Source organism: Candidatus Cytomitobacter primus (genome assembly GCF_008189405.1).
Taxonomy (GTDB): Bacteria; Pseudomonadota; Alphaproteobacteria; order CAJXXZ01; family 1604HC; genus Cytomitobacter; species Cytomitobacter primus.
Window position 1 is genome coordinate 337,078 of the sequence record NZ_CP043316.1, and the last position, 22,713, is coordinate 359,790.

Consider the following 22,713-nt stretch of genomic DNA (forward strand, 5'->3'; position numbering starts at 1 on the left):
TATTTAAAATAGTTTAAAATTACGTATGTCGTTCAAAATCAAAGTCAAAAGAACAGATTTTATGGAAGCACTTCGATGTCAGCAATCTGTGATAGATCGAAAAGCAACTCAGCCAATATTTTCACATGTAAAATTAACTGCAAACAAACAAAATGTAGGGAAAAACTTGAATATTGAAGGATCTGACGGAAATCTCATGTTACAATATGCTATCAATTGCGAAATAATTGAAGAAGGTATAATAACATTGCCTGGTCATATTTTGTATAATTTAGTGCGTAAGTCAAATAAAGAATTTATATCGCTAGAATGTAATGAAGATATTGTAACTATTGATTATGGGTCTGGAACATTTAAGCTAAGCGTTCTTGATTATGAATCTTTCCCTCAAATACCACAAATTTCTGAAAATTTAGCTTTTCATATTAGTGCTTTGGAATTTCTAGATTGTATTAAGATGATTAAGATTGCTATGGCCAATGATGAAATTAGAGTGCATTTTAATGGAATATACATTGAAAGTGATGGAAATGAAATTAGATTTGTAGCAACTGATGGACACAGAATGGCTATGTTTACAAAATCATCTAAGTTCTCTGAATTTAATATGATTTTATCTAGAAAAAGTGTAGAAACTTTATGTGCATTGATCACTTCTGAAGAAGAAATTAAATGTTATAAAGAAAACAATCAAGTTCGTTTTACATCAAAGAATTTTTCATTTATTAGCCGACTAGTAAATGGAGCATTCCCAGCAAATTACAAAAATCTGATACCTAATTCAATAGATGGTATTTTTCAAGATAGTACAGATAATCTTAAAGAATCTTTGGACAGAATTTCTATTTTATCATCACAATTATCTAAAATTGTTACTGTGAAATTATCAGATCAATCTACTATAAAGTGTGATAATTTATCTTATGGATCTGGAGAAGAAGTGTTATCTGGAACATACCAAGGATCTGAATTCAATTTCGGAATAGACTGTAATATTTGGCTGGATTTTCTTAGATTATTTGATGATGGAAATATCAAATTAGAATATCATGGGCAAAACAAACCAATATTAATGAGGCACGAAAATTACGCAAATTTGCTATACATAGCAATGCCTATTGCGATTAATGATTAATTGACCTGATATCATTCAATTATTTCTTAATCATCAAATAATTCTGAAGTTCTTTGAAATAGAAACTAATCAAACAGAATAATCACTGCAGTGATACGTATCAAAAAGCCAAATAAATTAATTTATATAAAAATATATGAATAATCTACAAAAGAAGCGTAAGGTTTCTGTTGCCCGGCACCCTACAAGCCGCTCATTTATAATAAAAATATAATTTTAAATTATATAGATATTATAAATTATGCACCTACAGCAACAGCTTGTAAGCTATTACCATTTGCAGGTGCAAATGCGTTATTATTTGCATTTATCTTTTTAGTTCTATTACGGCAAACAACACCGAGTAAAAATCAAACCTTTCAACCTACGTCGATCCTAATTCATCCCCATTGGTGGAGATGTCGGGCTCCGCCCCCGAGTCCGCTAAATTTAGTCAGTTTAATGTTTATCACTATATTTACAGACAAGCTGTAACATATATATTGTACAAATTCATAGTAAAAAAACAATTGGTAAAACGTACATTAAAGCTATATATTAATCCATAGCGTTAAAATAAATCATATATTCCATTAAAGTGTATATGTTTCTAAAATTCACCTTCTTATTTGTTGCAGGAAAATAAAGTGTGTTTTTATCTAATTGATTGATAAATTATTCTAATTAATTGATAAATATAATATGATTGGATGAGCGGTTATGGCGGAATGGTAGACGCGCAGCGTTGAGGTCGTTGTGGATGAAAATCCGTGGAAGTTCAAATCTTCTTAACCGTATTAAGTTTAGAAATACAATTTTCTTACGTATACTTGTTTTAATGATTTTGATAAGTGTTGTGTAAATAAGATATTACTGTATTGTTGTTATATTAGAAGGAGAACGAACCCTATGGACCAAATTAAGAAATCTTTAAAATATCATTCAAATTTTCCTAAAGGGAAATGGGGAATGCACGCCACTAAACCTTTAACTTTGCAAGATATGGCATTAGCTTATTCTCCTGGAGTTGCTGATCCTTGCCTAGAAATTGAGCGTGATTTAGAAACTGCTAAAGAATATACAGCAAAACAAAATTTAGTTGCTGTTATTAGCAATGGAACAGCGGTATTAGGATTGGGAAATATTGGAGCACTTGCATCAAAACCTGTGATGGAAGGGAAATGCATTCTGATGAATAAGATGTCAGGGGTTTTTGGTGTTGACATAGAAGTTGATGAGAAAGATTCAGATAAAATCATTGAGATTATTAGAAAAATTTCTCCTACATTTGGTGCAATTAACTTAGAAGATATTAAAGCTCCTGAATGCTTTATAATTGAAGAAGCATTACAAGATTTAGATATTCCTGTATTTCATGATGATCAACATGGGACAGCAATTGTTGCTACAGCTGGAATTGAAAATGCATTAAAGCTATCAGGAAAGTCATGGGGCTCTGTTAAGGTTGTGGCAAATGGTGCTGGTGCTGCTGGTATTGCATGCTTAGATTCTATGGTTAATATGGGTTTAAATCCTAACAATATTATGCTTTTTGATTCAAAAGGATTGATTAATGATACACGTTCTGACCTAAACAAATATAAGCAGAAATATGCTATAAATAAAAAATCATGCACATTAGAAGAAGCATTAAATGGTGCTGATATATTTCTGGGAATGTCCGCAGCAAAAGCATTAAAACCAGAGTGGATAGTAAATATGGCAAAAGATCCTGTAATTTTTGGACTAGCAAACCCAGAACCAGAAATAATGCCAGAATTAGCAAAAGAAGTTAGACCAGATTGCATAATGGCTACAGGAAGATCTGACTATCCAAACCAGGTCAACAATATTTTATGCTTCCCATATATTTTTAGAGGAGCATTGGACTCTCAAGCAAAAAGCATTAATAATGAGATGAAAAAAGCATGTATCAAAGCAATTGCTGAAATTGCAAGAAATGATAAAAGCTTTGGTACTAGTCATATAATTCCTAATTCATTAGATGAAAGATTAGGCTTGATTGTATCAAACGCTGTCGCTCAAGCAGCAATTGAAAGTGGTGCTGGTAAATCAGTGCCTAATTTATATGGAAGATATATAGAGAAAATGCTTAATATAAATTCAGAGCGATATTTTAATATATATAATGGATCTAATCCTATAAATATTGATAACATTCAAACGGATATTCAATCATTTTTAAATGCATGGGAAACTCCAATCAAATCAGATTCAAATTCACAATATGTTATCAAACCTATGGAAAAATCTTGTAATGGTGAAAAATTGGTTTGGATTTTTGGCCTAGAATCATCTAATCCTTGGATAGCATATAGCACTAGTGAAAATTCTATAATTAAGGATATTAGATCAATATTAAGCTTGTCTAACATGCCACATATTCCAGTAGTAGATATAAAACAATGTAGAGATTTAGAAAAAAGAAATGATTTTTGTGGTAGAATTTCATTAAATGAGGGGTTAAAAATGGAATTCAAACCAGGATTAAGAAATATAGCCTACCTTACATTGCTTTTAAGTGGTATTGCAAATGTCAAAATTACCTATTGAGATTCATAGATATGAAACTGCACAACGCCGAATAGCGTTTATTATATCTAGCTTAAATAGCAATTCAGTAATTACTACTAGAAATATTTTCAAGCATATACATGCTTCTGAAGCTGCTATAGTATTGCATTTTTTATCTCCATCTCAGAGAGAAAAGTTAATCAATATTTTAGGTTCAGATTTTGATCCTTATATATTAGCATTTTTAGATGATGAGGTTCGTGAAGAAATTGTAGATAGTTGGGCTAATGATCAGTTAGGTAAGGCATTAAGTTCATTAAATGAACATGACGCTTTAGAGATTCTATCTGAATTGCATCCAGAACAAAGAAAAGCAATTTTAAAGTCAATTAGTCCTGAAATCAGAATTTTTCTTGAAGAAGGATTAAGCTATCCAGAAAAAAGTGCTGGACGTTTAATGTGTTATCAAGTTGTCGCACTGCCTCAGTATTGGACTATGGAAAAGGCAAAATCATTTTTAGCCAAAGCAAAGCACCTTCCAGAAGAGTTTTATTCTATTTTTATTGTGGATAATTTTAATAAGCCAGTAGGATTTATAAAATTACAGGATGTTTACAGATATGCTAAATCAACTGTTTTATCTAGCTGTATGGAGGATGTTTTATTTGAAGCATCTACAGATACAGATCAAGAAGAATTGGCTTTATTATTCAAGCAATATTCTGCAATTAATGCCCCTATTGTAAATAAGAATGGACGAATCGTTGGTGTGATCAATGCAAACTTAATTGTAAATATTATCTTTAAAGAAAGTGCAGAAGATCTTCTGCATATGGCTGGTGTGGAAGACACTGGATTCCATGCAAATATCATAGAAACTGCAAGAGCAAGATTTAAGTGGCTATTTGTATCTAGTTGTACAGCAATGTTATCATCTAGTGTTATTGGTATGTTCCAAGGCGTAATATCTACTCATCATCAACTTAGTATTGTTTTGCCAATGACTGCTGCGATGGGTGGTAATTCTGGTATGCAGGTTGTTGCTGTGATTATCAGAGCATTATCCAACCGACAGATTAGCACGATTAATGTATGGCGTGTTTTACGAAAAGAAGTATTAGTAGGGTTACATAATGGGTTTATATTTGCAATTCTATTTGGATTGATCTCATATTTTTTCATATCCAAACAAATTGCGTTCGTACTAAGTATAGCGATCATGCTTAACATAGTATGGTCCAGTTTAATAGGAATGGTTTTGCCAATGATGTTAGATAAAATGGGTTTAGATCCGGCATTAAGCACAGCATCATTTTTAACTGCTATGACTGACATGATGGGATATACTGCATTACTCCTTACAGCTTCATATTTCTTACTATGATTTATATATTAAATTACATGCAACCTCTTCCAAAAGAGCTAAATATGATTAACATAAACTATATTATTAAATATTTTAATGGTAATGGGCTTGATGCTTATAGATTGTCCTATAATTAAGGTTCATTATTTTCCTTATATAGCAGCAAAAAAAATCTATTAAATAATACAATCAAGAGAAGAAATAATAATACACTACGATTAGCATAACAGGTGAAATTGAAAAATGAATATAAAATATATGATTAGTAGCTTCTTCAGATTGCATATTCACATAATTTTGATTAACAATTTAGTGCAAAGTTCAGCAATTATTAATTTGAAAGCACCGATCATTTGAATATTATAAAATACACACAACTTCATCATTACATTATTTTATTCGACAATATCGCTTCCGTTTGTCAACAATTATCCTAAGATTTGAATATGTTTATGTTATAAATGCCAGAAGCTTTTTATCTATATTCTATTAAGTTTCTTGAGAAACATCCTCCTCCTCTTCAGTATCCACTTCATTCATAGCTACAGCTTTAAACACATTTTATTATATAAAATATGCCAGAAGCTTTTATCTATATTCTATTCAGTTTTTTGGGAAACATCCTCCTCCTCTTCAGTATCCACTTCATTCATAGCTACAGCTTTAAACACATTTTATTATATAAAATATGCCAGAAGCTTTTATCTATATTCTATTAAGTTTCTTGAGAAACATCCTCCTCCTCTTCAGTATCCACTTCATTCATAGCTACAGCTTTAAATAACTTATCATCATCTAATCTAGCTAAGCGTACCCCTTGTGTTTTTCTACCAGCTACACGTATATCATCAGAATTACATCTAATGATCTGGCCATTTTCAGTCATCATTAAAATTTCACTATCATTATCAATTCTATATGCACCCATCACTTTTCCTGTTTTTTTAGTGACATCTAATGCAGAAACACCTTTTGCTCCACGTTTGGATCTTCTATAGTTACTTTCAGTGCTACGTTTACCATATCCATTTTCACTAATTGTCAAAATCATAGAATTGTCTTTTTCATTAATAAGTGTTGCTGATACAATTGTATTATCTTCTATACCACTTAAATTCATACCAATCACACCATGTGAAGATCTACTATTAAATACTCTTACATCTTTAATAGAAAACCTTACAACTTTACCTTGTGATGAAGTTAATAGAATATCATCTTCTTCACTACAAATCATAGCAGAAATCAATTTTTCATCACTTTCCAACTTCATGGCAATTTTTCCATTTGACCTAATGCCTTGGAAATCTTTAATTGTGTTTCTTCGTACATATCCTTTAGAAGTAATAAAAATAATTGTTTGTTTATCATCAATTTGTAACGGCAATGCAAGTGAGCTCATAATACGCTCATTAGTATCAATAGGAAATAGGTTCACAAGCGCCCTTCCTTTACTCTGACCAGCATTTACTACAGGTAGTTTATAAACTTTCATTGAATATGAATATCCAAAACTACTAAAGAAAATAACTTCTTGATGAGTGTTTGCTACAAACATATGTTCTACAGGATCATCAGAATCCATACCAACTTTTCCTTTTCCTCCACGTTTTTGCAGCTTATATGATGATAATGGCATGCTTTTTACATACCCTTTAGTACTCAATGTAATAACCATTTCTTCAGATTTAATATAAGATTCATCAGTTGTTTCTTCCAAATTAATTTCTAATTCAGTTCTTCTTGGAGTACCAAACAATCTATTTATTTCTTCTAAATCCTCTTTGATAATTTTAAATCTTTCACTCTCATTATTTAGTATATGCAAATATTTTGTAATATTTTCACCAAGCAGTTGCAATTGATTCCACAGTTTATCTCTTTCTAATCCTGTCAATCTGCTTAATCTTAAATTCAATATTGCTTTGGCTTGCTCTTCTGAAAAGAAATATTTATCTACAGGTTCACAATTCTCACTAATACAATTTAAATAACCCTTAATATCATCCCAAGACCATTCCATTTTTTGTAAACGCAACTGTGCTTCTTGAGAATCTTGAGATGTTTTTATACAATAAACAACTTCATCCAACTTCTTCACAGCTAAAGATAATCCCCATATTACATGTGCTTTAACTCTATCTTGATTTAAAAAGAATTTTGTTTTTCTAATTAAGACCTGCTCTCTATAATCAAGAAAAATGTTAAGAGAGCTCTTCAAGCTTATTTGCTTTGGCTTATGATTATGCAAAGCAAGCATGTTTACATGCATTGCAATTTGCATTTGAGTAAATTTATATACCCTATTCATAATTAATTCTGGTTCTGCATCTTTTTTTAATTCCAAAACAACACGCATACCATCTTTATTAGATTCATCACGAAATGTGTGAATAGGTCCAAGAATCTCTGTTTGCATTAAATCTGCAATCTTATCCATCAAATTCTCTTTATTTACCTGGTATGGAATTGAAGTAATAACCAATGCATTTCTATTGTTTACTTGCTCATGATGCATTTTACCTCTTACAGTAAAGCTTCCTCTGCCTTTTGTATAAACATCAATCAAACCACTATTTTTGAAAATTATTCCACCTAATGGAAAGTCTGGAGCTGGCAAGTATTGCATTAAATCTATTGAGTTTAACGTTCTATCATCAATCAATGCACATGTAGCATTAATCACTTCAGACAAATTATGTGTTGGGATAAATGTAGCCATACCAACAGCAATTCCACTAGCACCATTTACAAGTAAATTTGGGAATCGTGCAGGCAATACTTCAGGAATTTCTAATGTATTATCATAGTTAGGATGCATATCAACTGTGTTTTTATCATAATCTTCCAAAAGATATTTTGCTATTTTTGATAAACGGGCCTCAGTATAACGCATAGAAGCAGGCTTATCTCCATCAATAGAACCAAAGTTACCTTGCCCATCAATTAATGGTGAATAAATAGAAAAATCTTGAGCCATTCTAGTCATTGCATCATAAATTGCAGCTTCACCATGAGGGTGATATTTACCAAGAACATCACCAACGATACGAGCAGATTTTCTATGGGGATTTTCTGGCACACAATTTGTTTCAATCATTGAATATAAGATTCGCCTTTGAACTGGCTTTAATCCATCATACGCATCTGGAACTGCCCTACTAGCAATCACACTCATAGCATAATCTAAATAAGAAGATTGTAATTCATCTTCAAAAACTTTTTGTGTGGGTTTGTCTATATTATCAACGTTCATATACATAGAATTATATGCGCATTATTAAGTGGTGTCTATGTCTTAAGTATGATTAATTCAACCAAAAACTCTATTAATTTATATTAGTTATAAAATAAATTCTTATTCTATTATGCATACAAACTCAATATGGTTTGTTGTTGAGCTAATAGTAAAATTCTGATTTTATTATACATATAATTTATTATGCATATAAATTAATCAACAATTTGTCATCAAGCTATAATACAAATCTGAGCACATAATGAGCAAGATGATTCTTGATTTCTATGACTTGTCTTAGGATATAAAATTGCATTCATATTTTCCATCATTTGATGCATTTCTTTCATGTTTGCTTCTTTTCTTTTTTTACTTTCTGCTAAAAATTCTACTACATTGCTATTATTGCTGCAGATTAGATGTAAATTCACGCATTTTGCTACGTATTTTTTGTGATAATTTTCTTTGGTTATTGCTATATGGTATATTATGCAACAATACATTATCTTGCATTATAAATTTATAACCTAATATTTCCTCTGATAATAAATGTGATGCATGAATTGTATAATCAAAATATCCTCCATTAAATTGAAGTTCACAACCTTCAATCAAGCAAACATTGCCTTCTCTAAATAACCAAAATATATCATTATGAAAAGCCCATGGCCTATGGCGATTATTTAGCAGCATATACTCACTACGCATTAATATAATTGCATTTTCTGCATCTTTATGTAGATTTTTTGCTTGATCATAAGTAATTAAGGTTGTATTAGATTCATTAAACTCACCCCTTGGTAGAAAATCTCTTTTTCTAACATTTTTCGGCTCAATAAAATTTGTTAAATTTTTACCATCTAATATTGAATTACAATTTATAGCTAAACCTAAATAAATAATTTTTCCATCTTCTTCTTGAAATATTTTTTCATATTTACCTTGGTCAACTAGCTTTTCTGCAATTTTCACATTAAAAGTAAAAGCGTGTACATCTGTATTATATATGAACATTGAATGCACTTTGGAAACTATTAAAGCGCATAATATAAATCTTCTCATGTATTATTTATACACAAAATATCAATAGTTTATAACATCTATAGCATGTAAAATTTGAAAAATATAACTGTTTAGAATATTATAAACAATATTTACAATATGATATTAATTAAAATGGAATATCAATATCAGATTCTTGTTTATCAAATGGCATATTATTGTTTGATTCAGAAGGCTCTGAAGATTGAGCATTAAATGAAGAACCATATTCAGAATTACCGTCATCATATTGCTCAGAACTATCATTTCTTGATCCAAACATTTTCAAATCTACCATTTCTACTTCAACTGTAGTTCTTTTTTGTCCCATATCGTCAACCCAAGATGTTGGTCTTAGTCGCCCTCTAATATATACAAGACTACCTTTTTTAAGATATTTAGATGCAATATCAACTAATTGTGGGTTAAAAACCGCAATTCTATGCCAATCAGTTCTAGAAAATTTCTTTCCTGATTCCTTGTTCATCCACTCTTCAGATGTTGCAACAGAAAATTTTGCTATCTTGCTACTCTTACCTTCTTTGATTTCAGGATCATTTCCTAAGTTTCCAATGATCATAACCATATTTACAGACTTTACCATGCCCGGATTCTAACACATGAAAAAATACAATACAATTAATAATATAATTTCATTTAATATTTATTATTAGTACAGAAATCACGTGTAAAAACTATAGAAAATTTAAATCTTTATAAATTAATAGATTAAATATCTTATGATGCAAATATCACTTCAAAAACTATAAATCAAACTATCATAAATTAAATTATAGTATGTAAATTTATATAATCTATATAATAAATCAATAATGAACCACATGATTAAGGGGGGGGAAGAATATACTATTCATATAATTGAAGAAAAGATTCTATTAGTTTTATTAATATGATTAATTCCAATCACAAGCGCATCTACACGATCAGGGGATTTACTAAAACCGGGAAAGGATTTCATTTGTTTTTCTAGCTCTGTAAAAGTACCAATATGAAAAACTCTTCTATGATCATATAGGCATGCTATCGGTTGTGCTCGCATAATCTTGTTATGTACAGATCTAATGCCTTGAAATCTCACCATTCTATTCTGCATTTTAATCAGCTGTTCTATCATGTCTCCACCCTGATTAATCTCTGCAATCACATTATTGGTTTTATATTTTTGGCATAATTCTGCACAAACTTTCGGCCACTCTGACATAGACCATTTCCCACTTTTATCTTCTAGTACATAAAACTCATCGTTTTTCTTACCTACCACAATAATGCCAGTTTCATCACTATTTTCATTATTTGTAACAGCAGGATCTATGGAAATTATAATATTGGATAATTGAGATATATCTGATGTGGACATTTCTTTCCTTAGAATATTATTATCTGACCACATTGTGATTTTATCTAATAATTCACCACTAATTTCTTGCTTACCAAAATTTGTTCCCTCATATTCATTTTTAATATAACTAAGATATTCTTTAGATAAATTTAGCTTGTTTTCCATTGTATTACCACTAGTATAATGCACATCACTCCTTTTAATGATTTTATGTAATAAAGGTATTGGCTTAGGTGTAGTAGTGACAATAATCTTTGGAATCCCTAATCGCATTGTCATCATTAATTGATCCCATGCTTCATCTAAATTATTAAATTTTGCCAATTCATCTACCCAAGCTAGATCAAATTGTGGCCCCCTCAAGCTTTCATAAGAATCAGCACTATGTATTTGGGCAATAGCACCATTTTTCCACTTTAATATATTTTGTGAGGCAAAGAATTTTGGCTTTTCTTTATTCGAATACACACTTAATATTCCGCTTTGACCATCAACCATGATTTTTCTCACTTCTTCTTTGGTTTTTCCTAATAAACAAATGTTTTTATATCCCATCTGAACAAATTGTTTGATTGATTCTGATCCTGTACGTGTTTTACCAAAACCTCTTCCAGCTAATAGTAACCAAATTCTCCAGTCCCATTGTGGAATTTTCTGATTATCACGTGCTTGCATTCTCCAATCATACTTTCTTTCTTCTTGGTTAATTAACTTTATCCCTAAACTGTATATCTCTTCTAATAATTTTATATTCGCATGCATAACTCTATTGTAGAAAATATGCTTACCATAATTCAAACCTTTTATAAAAAATTGAAACAATCCTAAAACACACAATACTTATATTTGCTTAAACTCATGTTAATATATAGTTATGAATAAGATGGTTTTATTAATGCTTTGTATAAAGAGTGTGTTTGCTAGACCAATGCAATCAATAGTTATTGATGAGCCTAACAAGACAACAAATGCTATAGAAATTTTCAATTCTTTTAAAATCACTGAAAATCCAGAATATAATGAATATTTAGAATTACTTATTTTCTACCCATATTTTATGATGCAATATAGTTTTGATATCAAGAACAGTATGATTTTTGATATAAATCTTACAAGTAATACTATAAATATGTGCATTAAAAATCCATTAGAATTAGCTGAAAAATTTGAAATTGCAACTCAATCTAGATCTCCTCCTTCACCAGAAAAATAAAAAAATAAGAATAAAGAAAGAAATACTTCAAACCTTATAGTCAAGCATCATTTTCTAATGCTCATAGATTTGTATTTATTAAAATTATAGAATATATGTATGTACATTACTCGATCTTTTGGATATTTAGATAAAAAAATAATGTTTTGTTTGTTAAGCTTCTTTATGATCAGTTCTTTTTGCATGGCAGCATATGCACCTGCATCAATATTCAGACATATATTTTTATGGGGAATAGGCATTTCTATAACAATTTACATGCATTCTAAAGATAGTGGTTTATTATATAAAGTTTCACGTATATTATTTATAATCTCAATATTTCTCATACTCTTTACATATTTCAAAAGCTCTGCAATTAAAGGGTCAAAACGATGGATTTCAATCTTTGGATTATCATTACAACCATCAGAATTACTCAAAAGCTCATGCATCATACTAACTTCAAAGTATATTTTCCAATCTAAGCATTTAAAATTTTTCAGTACATATTTCTTGAGTATAGCACTCTTAATTAAACAGCCAGATTTCGGTTCAGCACTACTGCTACTATCAATAATGATGATACAACTATTCATATCCGATATAAAAATGTCTACTGTTCTGATTTTCTTTATAACTGCCCTAGTATTTGCAATATTTGCAATATTATATTTACCACATGTTAGAGCTAGAATTTTGAACTTTATATATGGAAATAAATCTATATTAGAGGGTGGATATCAAGGATTCATGTCAGTGCAAACAATCAAATCTGGTGGTTTATTTGGGCTTGGAATTGGAAAAGGAATTATGAAACGTTACTTACCAGATGCATATTCAGATTTTATATTTGCTGTGATTGGTGAGGAATTAGGAACTATAGGATGTATATATTTAATCTTTATCTTTCTACTATTAAGCTTCATATCATTCAAAAATAATGCAAAACTCCACGGATACTCTGAATACTATTTAAATATTAGCTGTACAAGCATTTTTATTATACAAACATGGATTAATATTGCTTCCGCATTATGGATCATACCTACAAAAGGAATAACCTTACCATTTATTAGTCATGGAGGAACTTCTTTATTAATATCATTTTGGACTTTATCTGGAATTTTCATTTCTTCTAGAAAAGCACAGTTTTCTAGAGAATTTTTATTGCATAAATATTATTGATATTTTTATATGCACATCACTTGATTTATTGTTATATATATATTACTTTATTATAAGTTATGATAAAATCATTTACCATTTGATCAAATATTATTACTAACCATTATATAAAGATTGACTAGACGCATATGCTTTTTGTAATGCGTCTATTCCAGAATATACACTATAAGCCAAACCTTTTATTTTAATTAAATTATCTAAACTCACCTCATAATTTACTTCATTAAATGAGTTAGGTGTCTTATTATAGAAAGCATTAAAAGCAGTATATAGTGAGTTTAATAGATTATATATATCCATAAGTTTTTTTCTATTTTCTGGAGTAGGCAAATATTTACCAGGCAAATCTTTTGCTGCACTATACCCACGTTGTGCTGTACTATATCCATATTGTGCTGCACTATGTGCTGCATTATATCCTTGAGAAGGCAAATTACGCCCTGCATTCAAAGCTCCTTGCGCCAAATGCTGAGTAGATTCTATACCACTTTGAAGCATACTACTTGCGCTTGCAGCTAATCTATCCACAACAGTTCTATCTGCATTCTGCTGCTTTCTTGCGTTAGTATTCTGTCCTTTTGCTAACTGAGCTCTTGATGGACCTGGATTAGACTCTACACTTGCACATGATCCTAAAATACATAATATTGCAATATAATTCTTTTTCATTAGATTTTTCTCCCTATATTTAAATTATACTTAAGCTATATTAATTTTTCATAGATTTTTACATCAATCATATAGTAGATATGTATCATTGTACTTGTTTTTTATTTGATTTTTCACTTAATATTATTATCTTCTAATTGTTTTTTCAGAATATTTATTTGTTATTGAGTTATGCAAATTGAACTATATATTGATGTATTTTATAAACTAGAGTATCTCTTGATACATCATAAAAATCATACTATTTTTAAATGATCATAGCTCATTATGCATTTGTTGCATGATTATTCATTTTATACATAGTTATTAATTCAGTAGCTGCACCATGCACTTTTTGAGATGAATCTTTAATTTTTTGAACATTGTCTAAACTAACCCCATTATCATAAATATCGCGAGCAGCACTTGTACCAGGACGAATAGATTCTACTATCTTACATATCTCTTCAGCTATTCTTAACATTTTGTCAAATCTTTCCTTTGCATTTCGATCATGCAAGTATATACGTGCTTTTGCAACTTGCGATGCAGCTGATACATATGCTTGTTCACCTGCTTTGCGTAATGCCTCTTGCCCAGCATTTATTGTATTTTTAGTACTATCTGCAATTTCTTGTGCCCTTACACTTGCATTATGCATAGAAGAAGTCACAAATGGACCTGTATTATTGATTGCAGTATTTATACGTGGGCCTACATTACCTCTAGCAGTAAATACTTGTTTACGCGCAGTATTCCATAATGCTTGCGCTCTAGATGGATTAACACATTTCACATTTGCACATGATCCTAAAATACACAATACTGCGATATAATTCTTTTTCATTAGATTTTTCTCCCTATATTTAAATTATACTTAAATCGTATTAATTTTTCATGGATTTTTATATTGACAATACATAAATATATTGCATTATGATTGCAAAGTATACTATATTCTTATTATGCTTTATTTGAATTATTACTATTATTTTGTTTGCTTGTTTCGAATTATTAAAGATAATTGATTGAATATATAAAATTAAAAACTATATTATGCAGTTGTTAAAAATATATTGATCATTATTAAATTGATTTTACTCAAAACACTATTAGCGTGAGTATGCTTCATGACCAGCATTGTACAATGTTTGTCCAGCTGCTTTTGCATCATTTAACTTACTATGTGCATTATGACCAGCTTCTTGAAGTCTATTGAAGTTTTGTGCATTCAAGTAACCTGTTCCTTGGTTTTTAATTGTATTAAACTCTTGTTTAATGGCACCCTTATGAGTGTTTGCATAGTTGTATCCATCTTGCAATGTTTTACCTGCATTAATAATTTTATTTCTGTTATCTGGGTTAGATACGTATGAAACACCCCTTCTACCTAAATCATACCCTTTATGAGCAACACCACTTACTTTTCCAGCAAATTGACTTAATCTACCTTGAGATGAAGAACCGTTGGAACCATAAACTGTGTTACCAGCATTGTACAATGTTTGTCCAGCATGCTTAGTTCTATTGAACTCTTCTTGTGCTTGTTTACCAGCATTTGATAATCTATTCATATTTTCTGCGTTAAAATAGTTCATACCTTCGCTTTTTGCTTTATGGTATTCATTAATTGCAGCATCTTTATTATCTTTTACATAGTGATATCCACTTTTAATTTGATTTCCTGCATTTTTGATATTTGCTACGTTTGATGGGTCTTTTATGTAATTAAAACCTCTTTGTCCAACTTCAATACCTTTTTTACCTAAGTTAATTCCTTTATTAACAGCACTTGATGCAGTCTTTTTTACTTTAGAAAATAGACCACACTCTATCTTTGTACATGATGCTAACACACATAATATTGCAAAATAATTTTTGTTCATTTACTTCTCCTGTACTCAAACTGTACTTGTATTAAATTAAGTTTAAGTAAATTTTAAATTATAAACAAATGAATCTTGCTATATATAAAGAACTATCATGCTATTATACTTCAACACTACTATATAACACATACTTTAAATGTCATTTTATCTAAATATAATCTTGTAAATTAACTTCTTGTAACTCTCCTAATTTTAAATTTTCTAACTGAAATGGTCCATGTTGGATTTTCTTTAATCTTAAAACTGTCATTTCATGCTTATCACAAATTCGCCTTATTTCTCTATTTTTTCCCTCATGCAATTCTAATACAATCTTATAACATCGATCCAATACTTCTACACCTAAAAGACGAATAGGCAATAATTTATAACCATCTAATTCAGGATTTTCTAACTCTCTTATAAAAGACTCCATAACCCTATCAACCAAAACTTCATAAATCCTGTTATATTTACTAGATGAAAATTTTGAAACTAATGATGGAACATTAGTCAAAACCATTAACCCTTCTGACATATAGTCTAACCGCCCAATAAACGTTAAATACTCTTCTATATTTATCAAATCGAAAATACTATTATATCCATTTTGGGATTTGTGGCTAGCAAGATACATAACGGGTTTATGAAATAGAAATAATCTCATATCTGATTTTATAAGTTTTTTATTATCTATATAGATATCAGCATTATCATCCACCCTTATAGCACATGTTTCAACTTTTTCCCCATCAATGTAAACGCGACCATCTAAAATTAACTGTTCTGCTTTTCTTCTACTACAAAACCCTGATGATGAAATAACATGTGCAATCTTTTTCAATTATAGCCTTTCATAATGTTTCAATTACTTTATTCTATTCAACTACTTAGCTTATTGCAATTCTTATAATCTTACTGCAACCTCTACAGTCCTACTGCAATTCCAAGGTATTCATTAATTAATTTTATTCCATCAACACCAAACCATTGAAACTTAAAATCTTGAGTTTTATATTGAACTTTATTGTTTTTCATCAGCACAACTGTAGGTTTTTGACGTATTCTAAACTTTTTAGCAAATTTATTATTTTTATCTAAATAAACTTCAAATCCAAAATTAAATTTATACCTTTTTTGCATTAAGTTTAGCAAATATAAAATTTGACTTTCGTCTGAATCTGAATCAACATTTAAAACCATAGCAATTTTTACATCTTTCCCAAATAATGCATGAGCCTGTGAAAGCATATACATAGCAACTATATTTTGCTCTGATGGCAAGCTATTTTTTTTAATCTCAGAAAATATAATCATAATTGGCTTTGTTATTTTAGTAGATAAAGAGCCACTCTCATTCTTCAGCACATATTCTTTATTTACTTGGAAGCATAAAAATCCAATTGATAACAAAATAAATACAGCAATTAAGTTGCGGGTTTTTTTAATTTTACAAAACATACGATTATCTTATACTAAAAAACTTAAAATTATGGTAGGATTTTGTGTGGATTTTTATCAAGTAAGAGGCGGATATAATTTTTCTGGACAAATAAAATGTGGTGGTGCTAAAAATTTGTCTACTAAAGCTATAATCGCAACCTTGCTTTCTGATGAAATTTCTATTTTAGATAATATTCCTAATATTGGAGATGTTGAAGTAACTAAAGTTCTTCTTAAAAAAATAGGTGTTTATTTTGAATTTGAAAATGGAAAGATGACAATCAGCCCAAATCAAATTAACAATTTTACAATTAAACCTGAACACAATATTTTATATGGAAGGCTTCCTATATTGCTTCTTGCTGTATTAATACATAAAAACGATAGTGTTTCAGTTCCTAAATTAGATGGATGTAAGTTTGGACCAAGATCAACTGATTTTCATTTTGACATATTGCGCAAATTCGGAATAAGTATTCAAGAAAATGAAGATAATTACATAGCAAAAAAAACAAAAAAAATCACAGGTCAAAACATTTCATTACCATTTCCTTCTGTTGGTGCTACTGAATTTGCTTTGTTTATTTCTGTTTTAGCAGAAGGAATATCTGTACTTGAAAACATTGCTGCAGAACCTGAAATTATGTGTTTAATTGCTATGTTACAGCAGATGGGGGCTAAAATACATTGGATCAGTCATAATAAGATTGTAGTTGAAGGTGTGAAAAAATTACATGGAGTAAACTACAGAATTATTAATGACAGGATCGAAATGGCTTCTTGGGCTGTACTAGCAGCATGTAGTGATGGTGTGATTGATATAGAAACAGTTGATCACATTGAATGGCTTTCAACATTTTTAGGAGTTTTCCAAAGAATGGGCGGTGGATTCAAAAGAATAGATAATGGAATAAGATTTTTTAAAAAAGGGGAATTAAAGAGCATTTCAATTGAAACTGGACCTTATCCAGCATTTTCAACAGATTATCAACCAATGATCACATTAATGATGTCTCAAGCGAATGGAATAAGTTCAATTCATGAAACTCTATTCGAAGATCGATTATCACACTTACAAAATTTGAAAAAGTTTGGTGTAAAAAGTGAAATCATTACAAAATGCATTGGGTCTTCATGTCAATTTTCTAATCAAAACTATTATCACAGCGCTTTTATATGCGGCAATACTAAATTGGAATCTCCTAATCAAATCATTAAATCTGAGAACTTAAGATCTGGAATTACATATTTAATCGCAGGGTGCATATCAAAAGGAATATCTAAAATAGGAAATACGAATTTAATAACTAGGGGATATGAAAATATTCTTGAAAAATTCAAGTTATTAAATGTTGATATAAATCTTATAAAATAGAGAGGTTAACATGGAAAAAATAATTAACAAAACACAACAAGGAACATCAAACAGCCAAAAAAGGCCATTTAATAGAAATAAAAAAAATGTTCCATTCAACAAAAAAGGGATGTCATTTAATAGAAATGCCAAAGCTAATAGTGATATAGAGAAAGCATCATTTGATATAAGCAGTATTGACATGAATTCTTTATGCTTTATGCCATTAGGTGGAGCTGGAGAATTTGGACTTAACTTAAACTTGTATCATTGCAATGGAAAATGGTTATTAGTAGATTTAGGAATGAGCTTCGAAGATATGCCAGGATCCAATATAATACTACCAGATATTAATTTTATCAAAAAATTAGACAAAAAAGATATTATGGGATTGGTAATCACTCATGGACATGAAGATCATATTGGAGCTATTCCTTACTTAATCCAAGAATTAAAGATTCCTATTTTTGCAGGTCCATTTACATCTTCTTTAATAAAAAGAAAACTAGTAGATAATAATATTAAAGCAACCTTAAATACTGTAAACGTTGGAGAAACATTTTCACTAAACCCATTTGAAGTTAAGCTTATTAATGTAACACACTCTATTCCTGAAAGCTCAATGGTATATATAAAAACACCTTTAGGTAATATTATGCATACAGGTGATTGGAAGCTAGATAATAGCCCTGTCACTGGAGAAAAAACTGATATGGAATCATTGGAATCTGCTGCAAAAGATGGAATATTAGCTGCTGTATCTGACTCAACAAATGCTATGACTTATGGAGAGACTGTATCTGAAGAAACTGTTAAAGAGTCTATTAATGAAGTACTATCAAAAGTTGATAGAAAAAACCGTATAGTTATTGGTTGCTTCTCATCAAATGTTTCTAGGATAGATTCATGTGCTAGATTAGCACAAAAATATGGAAGAAAAGTTGCGTTAGTTGGAAGATCCATCCATAAAATCAAAGAATCAGCTTATGAGCATGGGTATTTTGCTAACTTACCTGAATTTTTAACTGAAGAAGAAGGATTCAAAACATCTAAAGATAAAATTTTATTTATTTGCACAGGATCACAAGGGGAAACAAACTCTGGACTAAAAAGAATGTCTGAAAATGACCACCCTAGAATTAAATTAGATAAAAGTGACACGGTTATAGTTTCAGCTAAAACTATTATAGGAAGAGAAAAAGAAGTATCAGGAATGTTGAATAATTTTGCAAGAAATAATGTAAAAGTAATTACATATTCTGAAGATGCACCTATACATGCATCAGGTCATCCTGTAAGATCAGATCTAAAGAAATTATATACATTATTAAAGCCTAAATTTTTAATTCCTGTTCATGGAGAAAGATTACATCAAAATGCCCATGCTGAACTTGGAAAAGAAATGGGAATAGAGCCTGCTGTTATAAAGAATGGTGATATATTAAAAATTGAACAATCTAGCATGAAAATCATTAATAACTTTCCTATCTCTAAATCTGTATTAGATGGTAAGGTAGTGGTTCCATATGATGGAAAAACCATGACTGAAAGATATTGGTTAGAAAATGGATGTATTTTCGTGAGCATACTAATTGGAAACAGAGGATATTTCAAATTAATAGCAACATTTTCAGGAATATGTGAGCAGGATGATATTTTAAGAGACAAAGTAAAAGAAAGAATTAAAACTGCTATTATGTCATTAAACCAGGATGATAGAAAAGTTCAAAAGAAACTTGCAAGCGTTATTAGGAAAGCAATTAGGTATGTAATGTTTGAATTAAGAGGAAAAGATCCTGCTGTATTTATCCATTCAACTATTTTGGACAAAAAACCTGCATCTCCAAAAGAAGAAAAAGAAGGGGTACAAATTGACATTGATGAAGAAAGAGAATCTGATTCATTAGGAGATTGAAAACTTATTAAAAAAGCTGTATACTGCATGTATATCAATAAATTTTGAATAATTGGAGGATAATTCGATGGCAGTTCCTAAAAAACGAGTTTCGATTAATAAAAGAAGATTAAGACATTCTAATAGTAGAGTTAAATTACCTAATGTTGTAATTTGTACATGTGGAAAATATAGATTACCACATCATGTATGCAAATCATGTGGAATGTACAAAGGAAGACAAATTCTAGATATTAAATCAAAAGAATAAAAGAGCATGAAGAAATTTTCCATAGATTGTATGGGAGGAGATTATGGTCCTCAGGTTTTGCTTGATTCTGCCTCTCATATATTAAAAGAATATGAAGATCTGCACTTACTGTTTTTTATAGATAAAAATAGTGAATTCAGCATAAAATGTTTAGAGCCCTTTAAACATAGAATAGAAATCAGGAAATGTGATAATTTTTTGAAAGCTGATAAATCTTTATTATCTACATTAAAAAACTTCAAGTCATCAACAATGTATGCAGCGTTACAATCTGTATCTACAGGTGAAAGTAATGCAGTATTCACAGTTGGTCATACTGCTCCGTACTTCATATTAGCAAAAAAAGTTTTAGGTAGCCTAGATGGGTTAGATAGATTGCCTTTGGCTGTACTAATTCCATCAGTTAATGGGCATAAAGTATTAACTGATATAGGTGCAAATCTTGAATGCTCTGAAAATGACTTATATAATTTTGGCTTATTAGGAAAAGCATTTGCTACTAGCGTATTAGGAATTGAAAATGCAAGCGTTAGCTTAATTAATGTTGGGCATGAAGAAACTAAAGGCACTAGTGTTTTGAAGAATGCATCTAATTTATTTAAGAAAAATATAGATAAAAATTTTAAAGGGTTTATAGAGGCTGATCAAATCTTTACATGTGAAGCTGATGTTATTGTAACAGATGGATTTTCTGGAAATTGTATTTCTAAATCATGTGAAGGAACATCAAGGTTTATTATGAACAAATTCAATAAATATTGGATTGTACGCAAATTAATGTCTATGTTTTTACATAATGCAGATAGATATAATGGTGCTGTCTTATTGGGGACCAAAGGGTTGTCAATTAAAGCACATGGTTCTTCAAAAATGCCATCATTAATCAATGCATTACGTACTACATATAAGTTTGCTGATAAAAACAAATCACTTACTAATAATCTAAACTCTATTGACTTTGCGTCAAATGCATTGCGATAATTTCAATCATGATAAAAAACACAATGCTAAATAATATTGTTAGTAATACAAATAACAATATGATGATAAGTGATATGGGCATTTCAGTACCAGAAAACCTTGTACATAATAATGATTTGCCAGAAAACTTAGATACAAATCATGAATGGATCCAGCAAAGAACAGGAATAGAAACTAGATATATAGCAAAAGATGAAACCACATATTCCATGGCATATAATTCTGTAAAGCATATGAAATTTAAAAATTTAAAAATCATTATAGTTGCTACATCAACTCCGGATATGGCATTTCCTTCATGTGCGTCTTATGTACATGAAAAATTGGAGTTAGAAAATGATGTTATGTGCTTTGATGTACATGATGCATGTAATGGATTCGTACAAGCAATGGATATTGCATTGAAATACTTAAAAGATTTTGAAGAATATTCTGAAGTATTAGTAATTGGAGCTGAGACAATGACTAAACTCCTAGATTGGAATGATAGAGGCACAGCAATATTATTTGGTGATGGAGCAGGATCAATCTTACTCAATAATACGCATGGAGAAGTTTTATTTAGATCCTCAAAAAGCATAGCAAGCTATGACTCATTAAACACAAGCACAGGCACAGTTAAAATGAATGGGAGGCATGTGTTCAAAAATGCTGTTCATAGCTTCTCAGAAGATATAGCAAATGTCATGGCTGATGTAGGGAAAGTAGATTGGTTCATTCCCCATCAAGCTAACTTACGCATAATAGAATCTGTAATAAAAAACACAAATTTCCCTACAGAATCTGTAATTTATAATGGAAATAAATATGGAAACACATCTGCAGCTTCAATACCATTAGCATTATTCGATTTTTTCCATAAAATCAAATCTGGTGACACAATATTACTCAGTGCTTTTGGTGCAGGACTACGTGGAAATAGCTTGTGTATCAGGATATAGCACACCTTTAAGCTAAGTTATATATTTATGTTAAATTATATATATTGAGATATAAGAAAATTAAAATACTATCATATTGAAAAATTAAAAACAGCATTGCATCATACATAAAATTTCATTAACCTAACTAAAGCTTTGAAAAAGTATGAATTAATAATAATTAATAATCTAAAGGTAAAAATGTTATATAAAATTAAAAAGCATACTAAAAATTAGGACATAATGCCTTCATATTAAAAAATGTCTTCATATTAAAAAATCAAAAATGCATAATAACTC

At 29.9% G+C, this 22,713-nt stretch carries 20 protein-coding genes, 1 tRNA gene and 1 other RNA gene; 11 read left to right on the plus strand and 11 right to left on the minus strand.

Features of this window, described 5'->3' with window-relative positions; translation table 11 throughout:
* Positions 1-25: 25 nt before the first annotated feature.
* The gene (gene dnaN / locus FZC34_RS01490; protein ID WP_148971702.1) at positions 26-1,135 is read left to right on the plus strand and encodes a DNA polymerase III subunit beta; all 1,110 of its coding nucleotides are present in this window, start codon (positions 26-28) and stop codon (positions 1,133-1,135) included.
* Between the two features lie 155 nt (positions 1,136-1,290).
* Here dnaN and ssrA read toward each other — a convergent pair.
* Positions 1,291-1,648: a transfer-messenger RNA gene (gene ssrA, locus FZC34_RS01495) on the minus strand.
* Between the two features lie 180 nt (positions 1,649-1,828).
* Between ssrA and FZC34_RS01500 the strand changes: the two genes are divergently transcribed.
* From FZC34_RS01500 to mgtE, 3 genes are all read left to right on the plus strand, one after another.
* A tRNA-Leu gene (locus tag FZC34_RS01500) sits at positions 1,829-1,911 on the plus strand.
* Positions 1,912-2,023: 112 nt separating this feature from the next.
* A complete protein-coding gene (locus FZC34_RS01505; protein WP_148971703.1) occupies positions 2,024-3,688 on the plus strand; it encodes a malic enzyme-like NAD(P)-binding protein in 1,665 nt (554 codons plus the stop codon).
* On the plus strand, positions 3,669-5,033 hold the full coding sequence (gene mgtE, locus FZC34_RS01510) for a magnesium transporter (protein WP_148971704.1): 1,365 nt from the start codon (positions 3,669-3,671) through the stop codon (positions 5,031-5,033). Before FZC34_RS01505 ends, mgtE begins: the two co-directional genes overlap by 20 nt.
* 697 nt (positions 5,034-5,730) lie before the next feature.
* Here mgtE and gyrA read toward each other — a convergent pair.
* The 5 genes from gyrA to FZC34_RS01535 all read right to left on the minus strand — a co-directional run bounded on the left by gyrA (position 5,731) and on the right by FZC34_RS01535 (position 11,416).
* Entirely contained in the window at positions 5,731-8,271 is a 2,541-nt protein-coding gene (gyrA, locus tag FZC34_RS01515; RefSeq protein WP_187440002.1) for a DNA gyrase subunit A, read from the minus strand.
* 215 nt (positions 8,272-8,486) lie between these two features.
* A complete protein-coding gene (locus FZC34_RS01520) occupies positions 8,487-8,684 on the minus strand; it encodes a hypothetical protein (RefSeq protein ID WP_148971706.1) in 198 nt (65 codons plus the stop codon).
* On the minus strand, positions 8,656-9,267 hold the full coding sequence (locus tag FZC34_RS01525) for a hypothetical protein (RefSeq protein WP_148971707.1): 612 nt from the start codon (positions 9,265-9,267) through the stop codon (positions 8,656-8,658). The genes FZC34_RS01520 and FZC34_RS01525 overlap by 29 nt, the downstream gene beginning before the upstream one ends.
* A gap of 157 nt (positions 9,268-9,424) precedes the next feature.
* Entirely contained in the window at positions 9,425-9,898 is a 474-nt protein-coding gene (locus FZC34_RS01530; RefSeq protein ID WP_148971708.1) for a single-stranded DNA-binding protein, read from the minus strand.
* Between the two features lie 267 nt (positions 9,899-10,165).
* Positions 10,166-11,416 carry a terminase large subunit domain-containing protein gene (locus tag FZC34_RS01535; RefSeq protein WP_148971709.1) on the minus strand — a complete coding sequence of 417 codons (1,251 nt, stop codon included), beginning with the start codon at positions 11,414-11,416 and terminating at the stop codon, positions 10,166-10,168.
* A 112-nt stretch (positions 11,417-11,528) separates the two neighbouring features.
* On the opposite strand from FZC34_RS01535, the gene FZC34_RS01540 reads away from it, so the two are divergent.
* The gene (locus FZC34_RS01540) at positions 11,529-11,867 is read left to right on the plus strand and encodes a hypothetical protein (protein ID WP_148971710.1); all 339 of its coding nucleotides are present in this window, start codon (positions 11,529-11,531) and stop codon (positions 11,865-11,867) included.
* Positions 11,868-11,966: 99 nt separating this feature from the next.
* Positions 11,967-13,034 (plus strand): FtsW/RodA/SpoVE family cell cycle protein, encoded by a 1,068-nt coding sequence (locus tag FZC34_RS01545; RefSeq protein ID WP_148971711.1) that lies wholly within the window; start codon positions 11,967-11,969, stop codon positions 13,032-13,034.
* A 96-nt stretch (positions 13,035-13,130) separates the two neighbouring features.
* Here FZC34_RS01545 and FZC34_RS01550 read toward each other — a convergent pair whose 3' ends face one another.
* The 5 genes from FZC34_RS01550 to FZC34_RS01570 all read right to left on the minus strand — a co-directional run bounded on the left by FZC34_RS01550 (position 13,131) and on the right by FZC34_RS01570 (position 17,011).
* A complete protein-coding gene (locus FZC34_RS01550; RefSeq protein ID WP_148971712.1) occupies positions 13,131-13,703 on the minus strand; it encodes a hypothetical protein in 573 nt (190 codons plus the stop codon).
* A 265-nt stretch (positions 13,704-13,968) separates the two neighbouring features.
* A complete protein-coding gene (locus FZC34_RS01555; RefSeq protein ID WP_148971713.1) occupies positions 13,969-14,529 on the minus strand; it encodes a hypothetical protein in 561 nt (186 codons plus the stop codon).
* A gap of 265 nt (positions 14,530-14,794) precedes the next feature.
* A complete protein-coding gene (locus tag FZC34_RS01560; RefSeq protein ID WP_148971714.1) occupies positions 14,795-15,568 on the minus strand; it encodes a hypothetical protein in 774 nt (257 codons plus the stop codon).
* A 151-nt stretch (positions 15,569-15,719) separates the two neighbouring features.
* Entirely contained in the window at positions 15,720-16,394 is a 675-nt protein-coding gene (locus FZC34_RS01565; RefSeq protein WP_148971715.1) for a pseudouridine synthase, read from the minus strand.
* Positions 16,395-16,477: 83 nt separating this feature from the next.
* Positions 16,478-17,011, minus strand: a complete 534-nt coding sequence (locus FZC34_RS01570) for a hypothetical protein (protein ID WP_148971716.1) — start codon at positions 17,009-17,011, stop codon at positions 16,478-16,480.
* Between the two features lie 46 nt (positions 17,012-17,057).
* Here FZC34_RS01570 and FZC34_RS01575 point away from each other — a divergent pair, with 46 nt between their 5' ends.
* From FZC34_RS01575 to FZC34_RS01595, 5 genes are all read left to right on the plus strand, one after another.
* Positions 17,058-18,368, plus strand: coding sequence for a UDP-N-acetylglucosamine 1-carboxyvinyltransferase (locus tag FZC34_RS01575; protein ID WP_187440003.1), 1,311 nt, complete (start codon positions 17,058-17,060; stop codon positions 18,366-18,368).
* A gap of 10 nt (positions 18,369-18,378) precedes the next feature.
* A complete protein-coding gene (locus FZC34_RS01580; protein ID WP_148971718.1) occupies positions 18,379-20,262 on the plus strand; it encodes a ribonuclease J in 1,884 nt (627 codons plus the stop codon).
* A 67-nt stretch (positions 20,263-20,329) separates the two neighbouring features.
* A complete protein-coding gene (gene rpmF / locus FZC34_RS01585; protein WP_148971719.1) occupies positions 20,330-20,512 on the plus strand; it encodes a 50S ribosomal protein L32 in 183 nt (60 codons plus the stop codon).
* 6 nt (positions 20,513-20,518) lie between these two features.
* Entirely contained in the window at positions 20,519-21,493 is a 975-nt protein-coding gene (locus FZC34_RS01590; protein WP_148971720.1) for a phosphate acyltransferase, read from the plus strand.
* Positions 21,494-21,501: 8 nt separating this feature from the next.
* Positions 21,502-22,434, plus strand: coding sequence for a beta-ketoacyl-ACP synthase 3 (locus FZC34_RS01595; RefSeq protein ID WP_148971721.1), 933 nt, complete (start codon positions 21,502-21,504; stop codon positions 22,432-22,434).
* Positions 22,435-22,713: the final 279 nt, after the last annotated feature.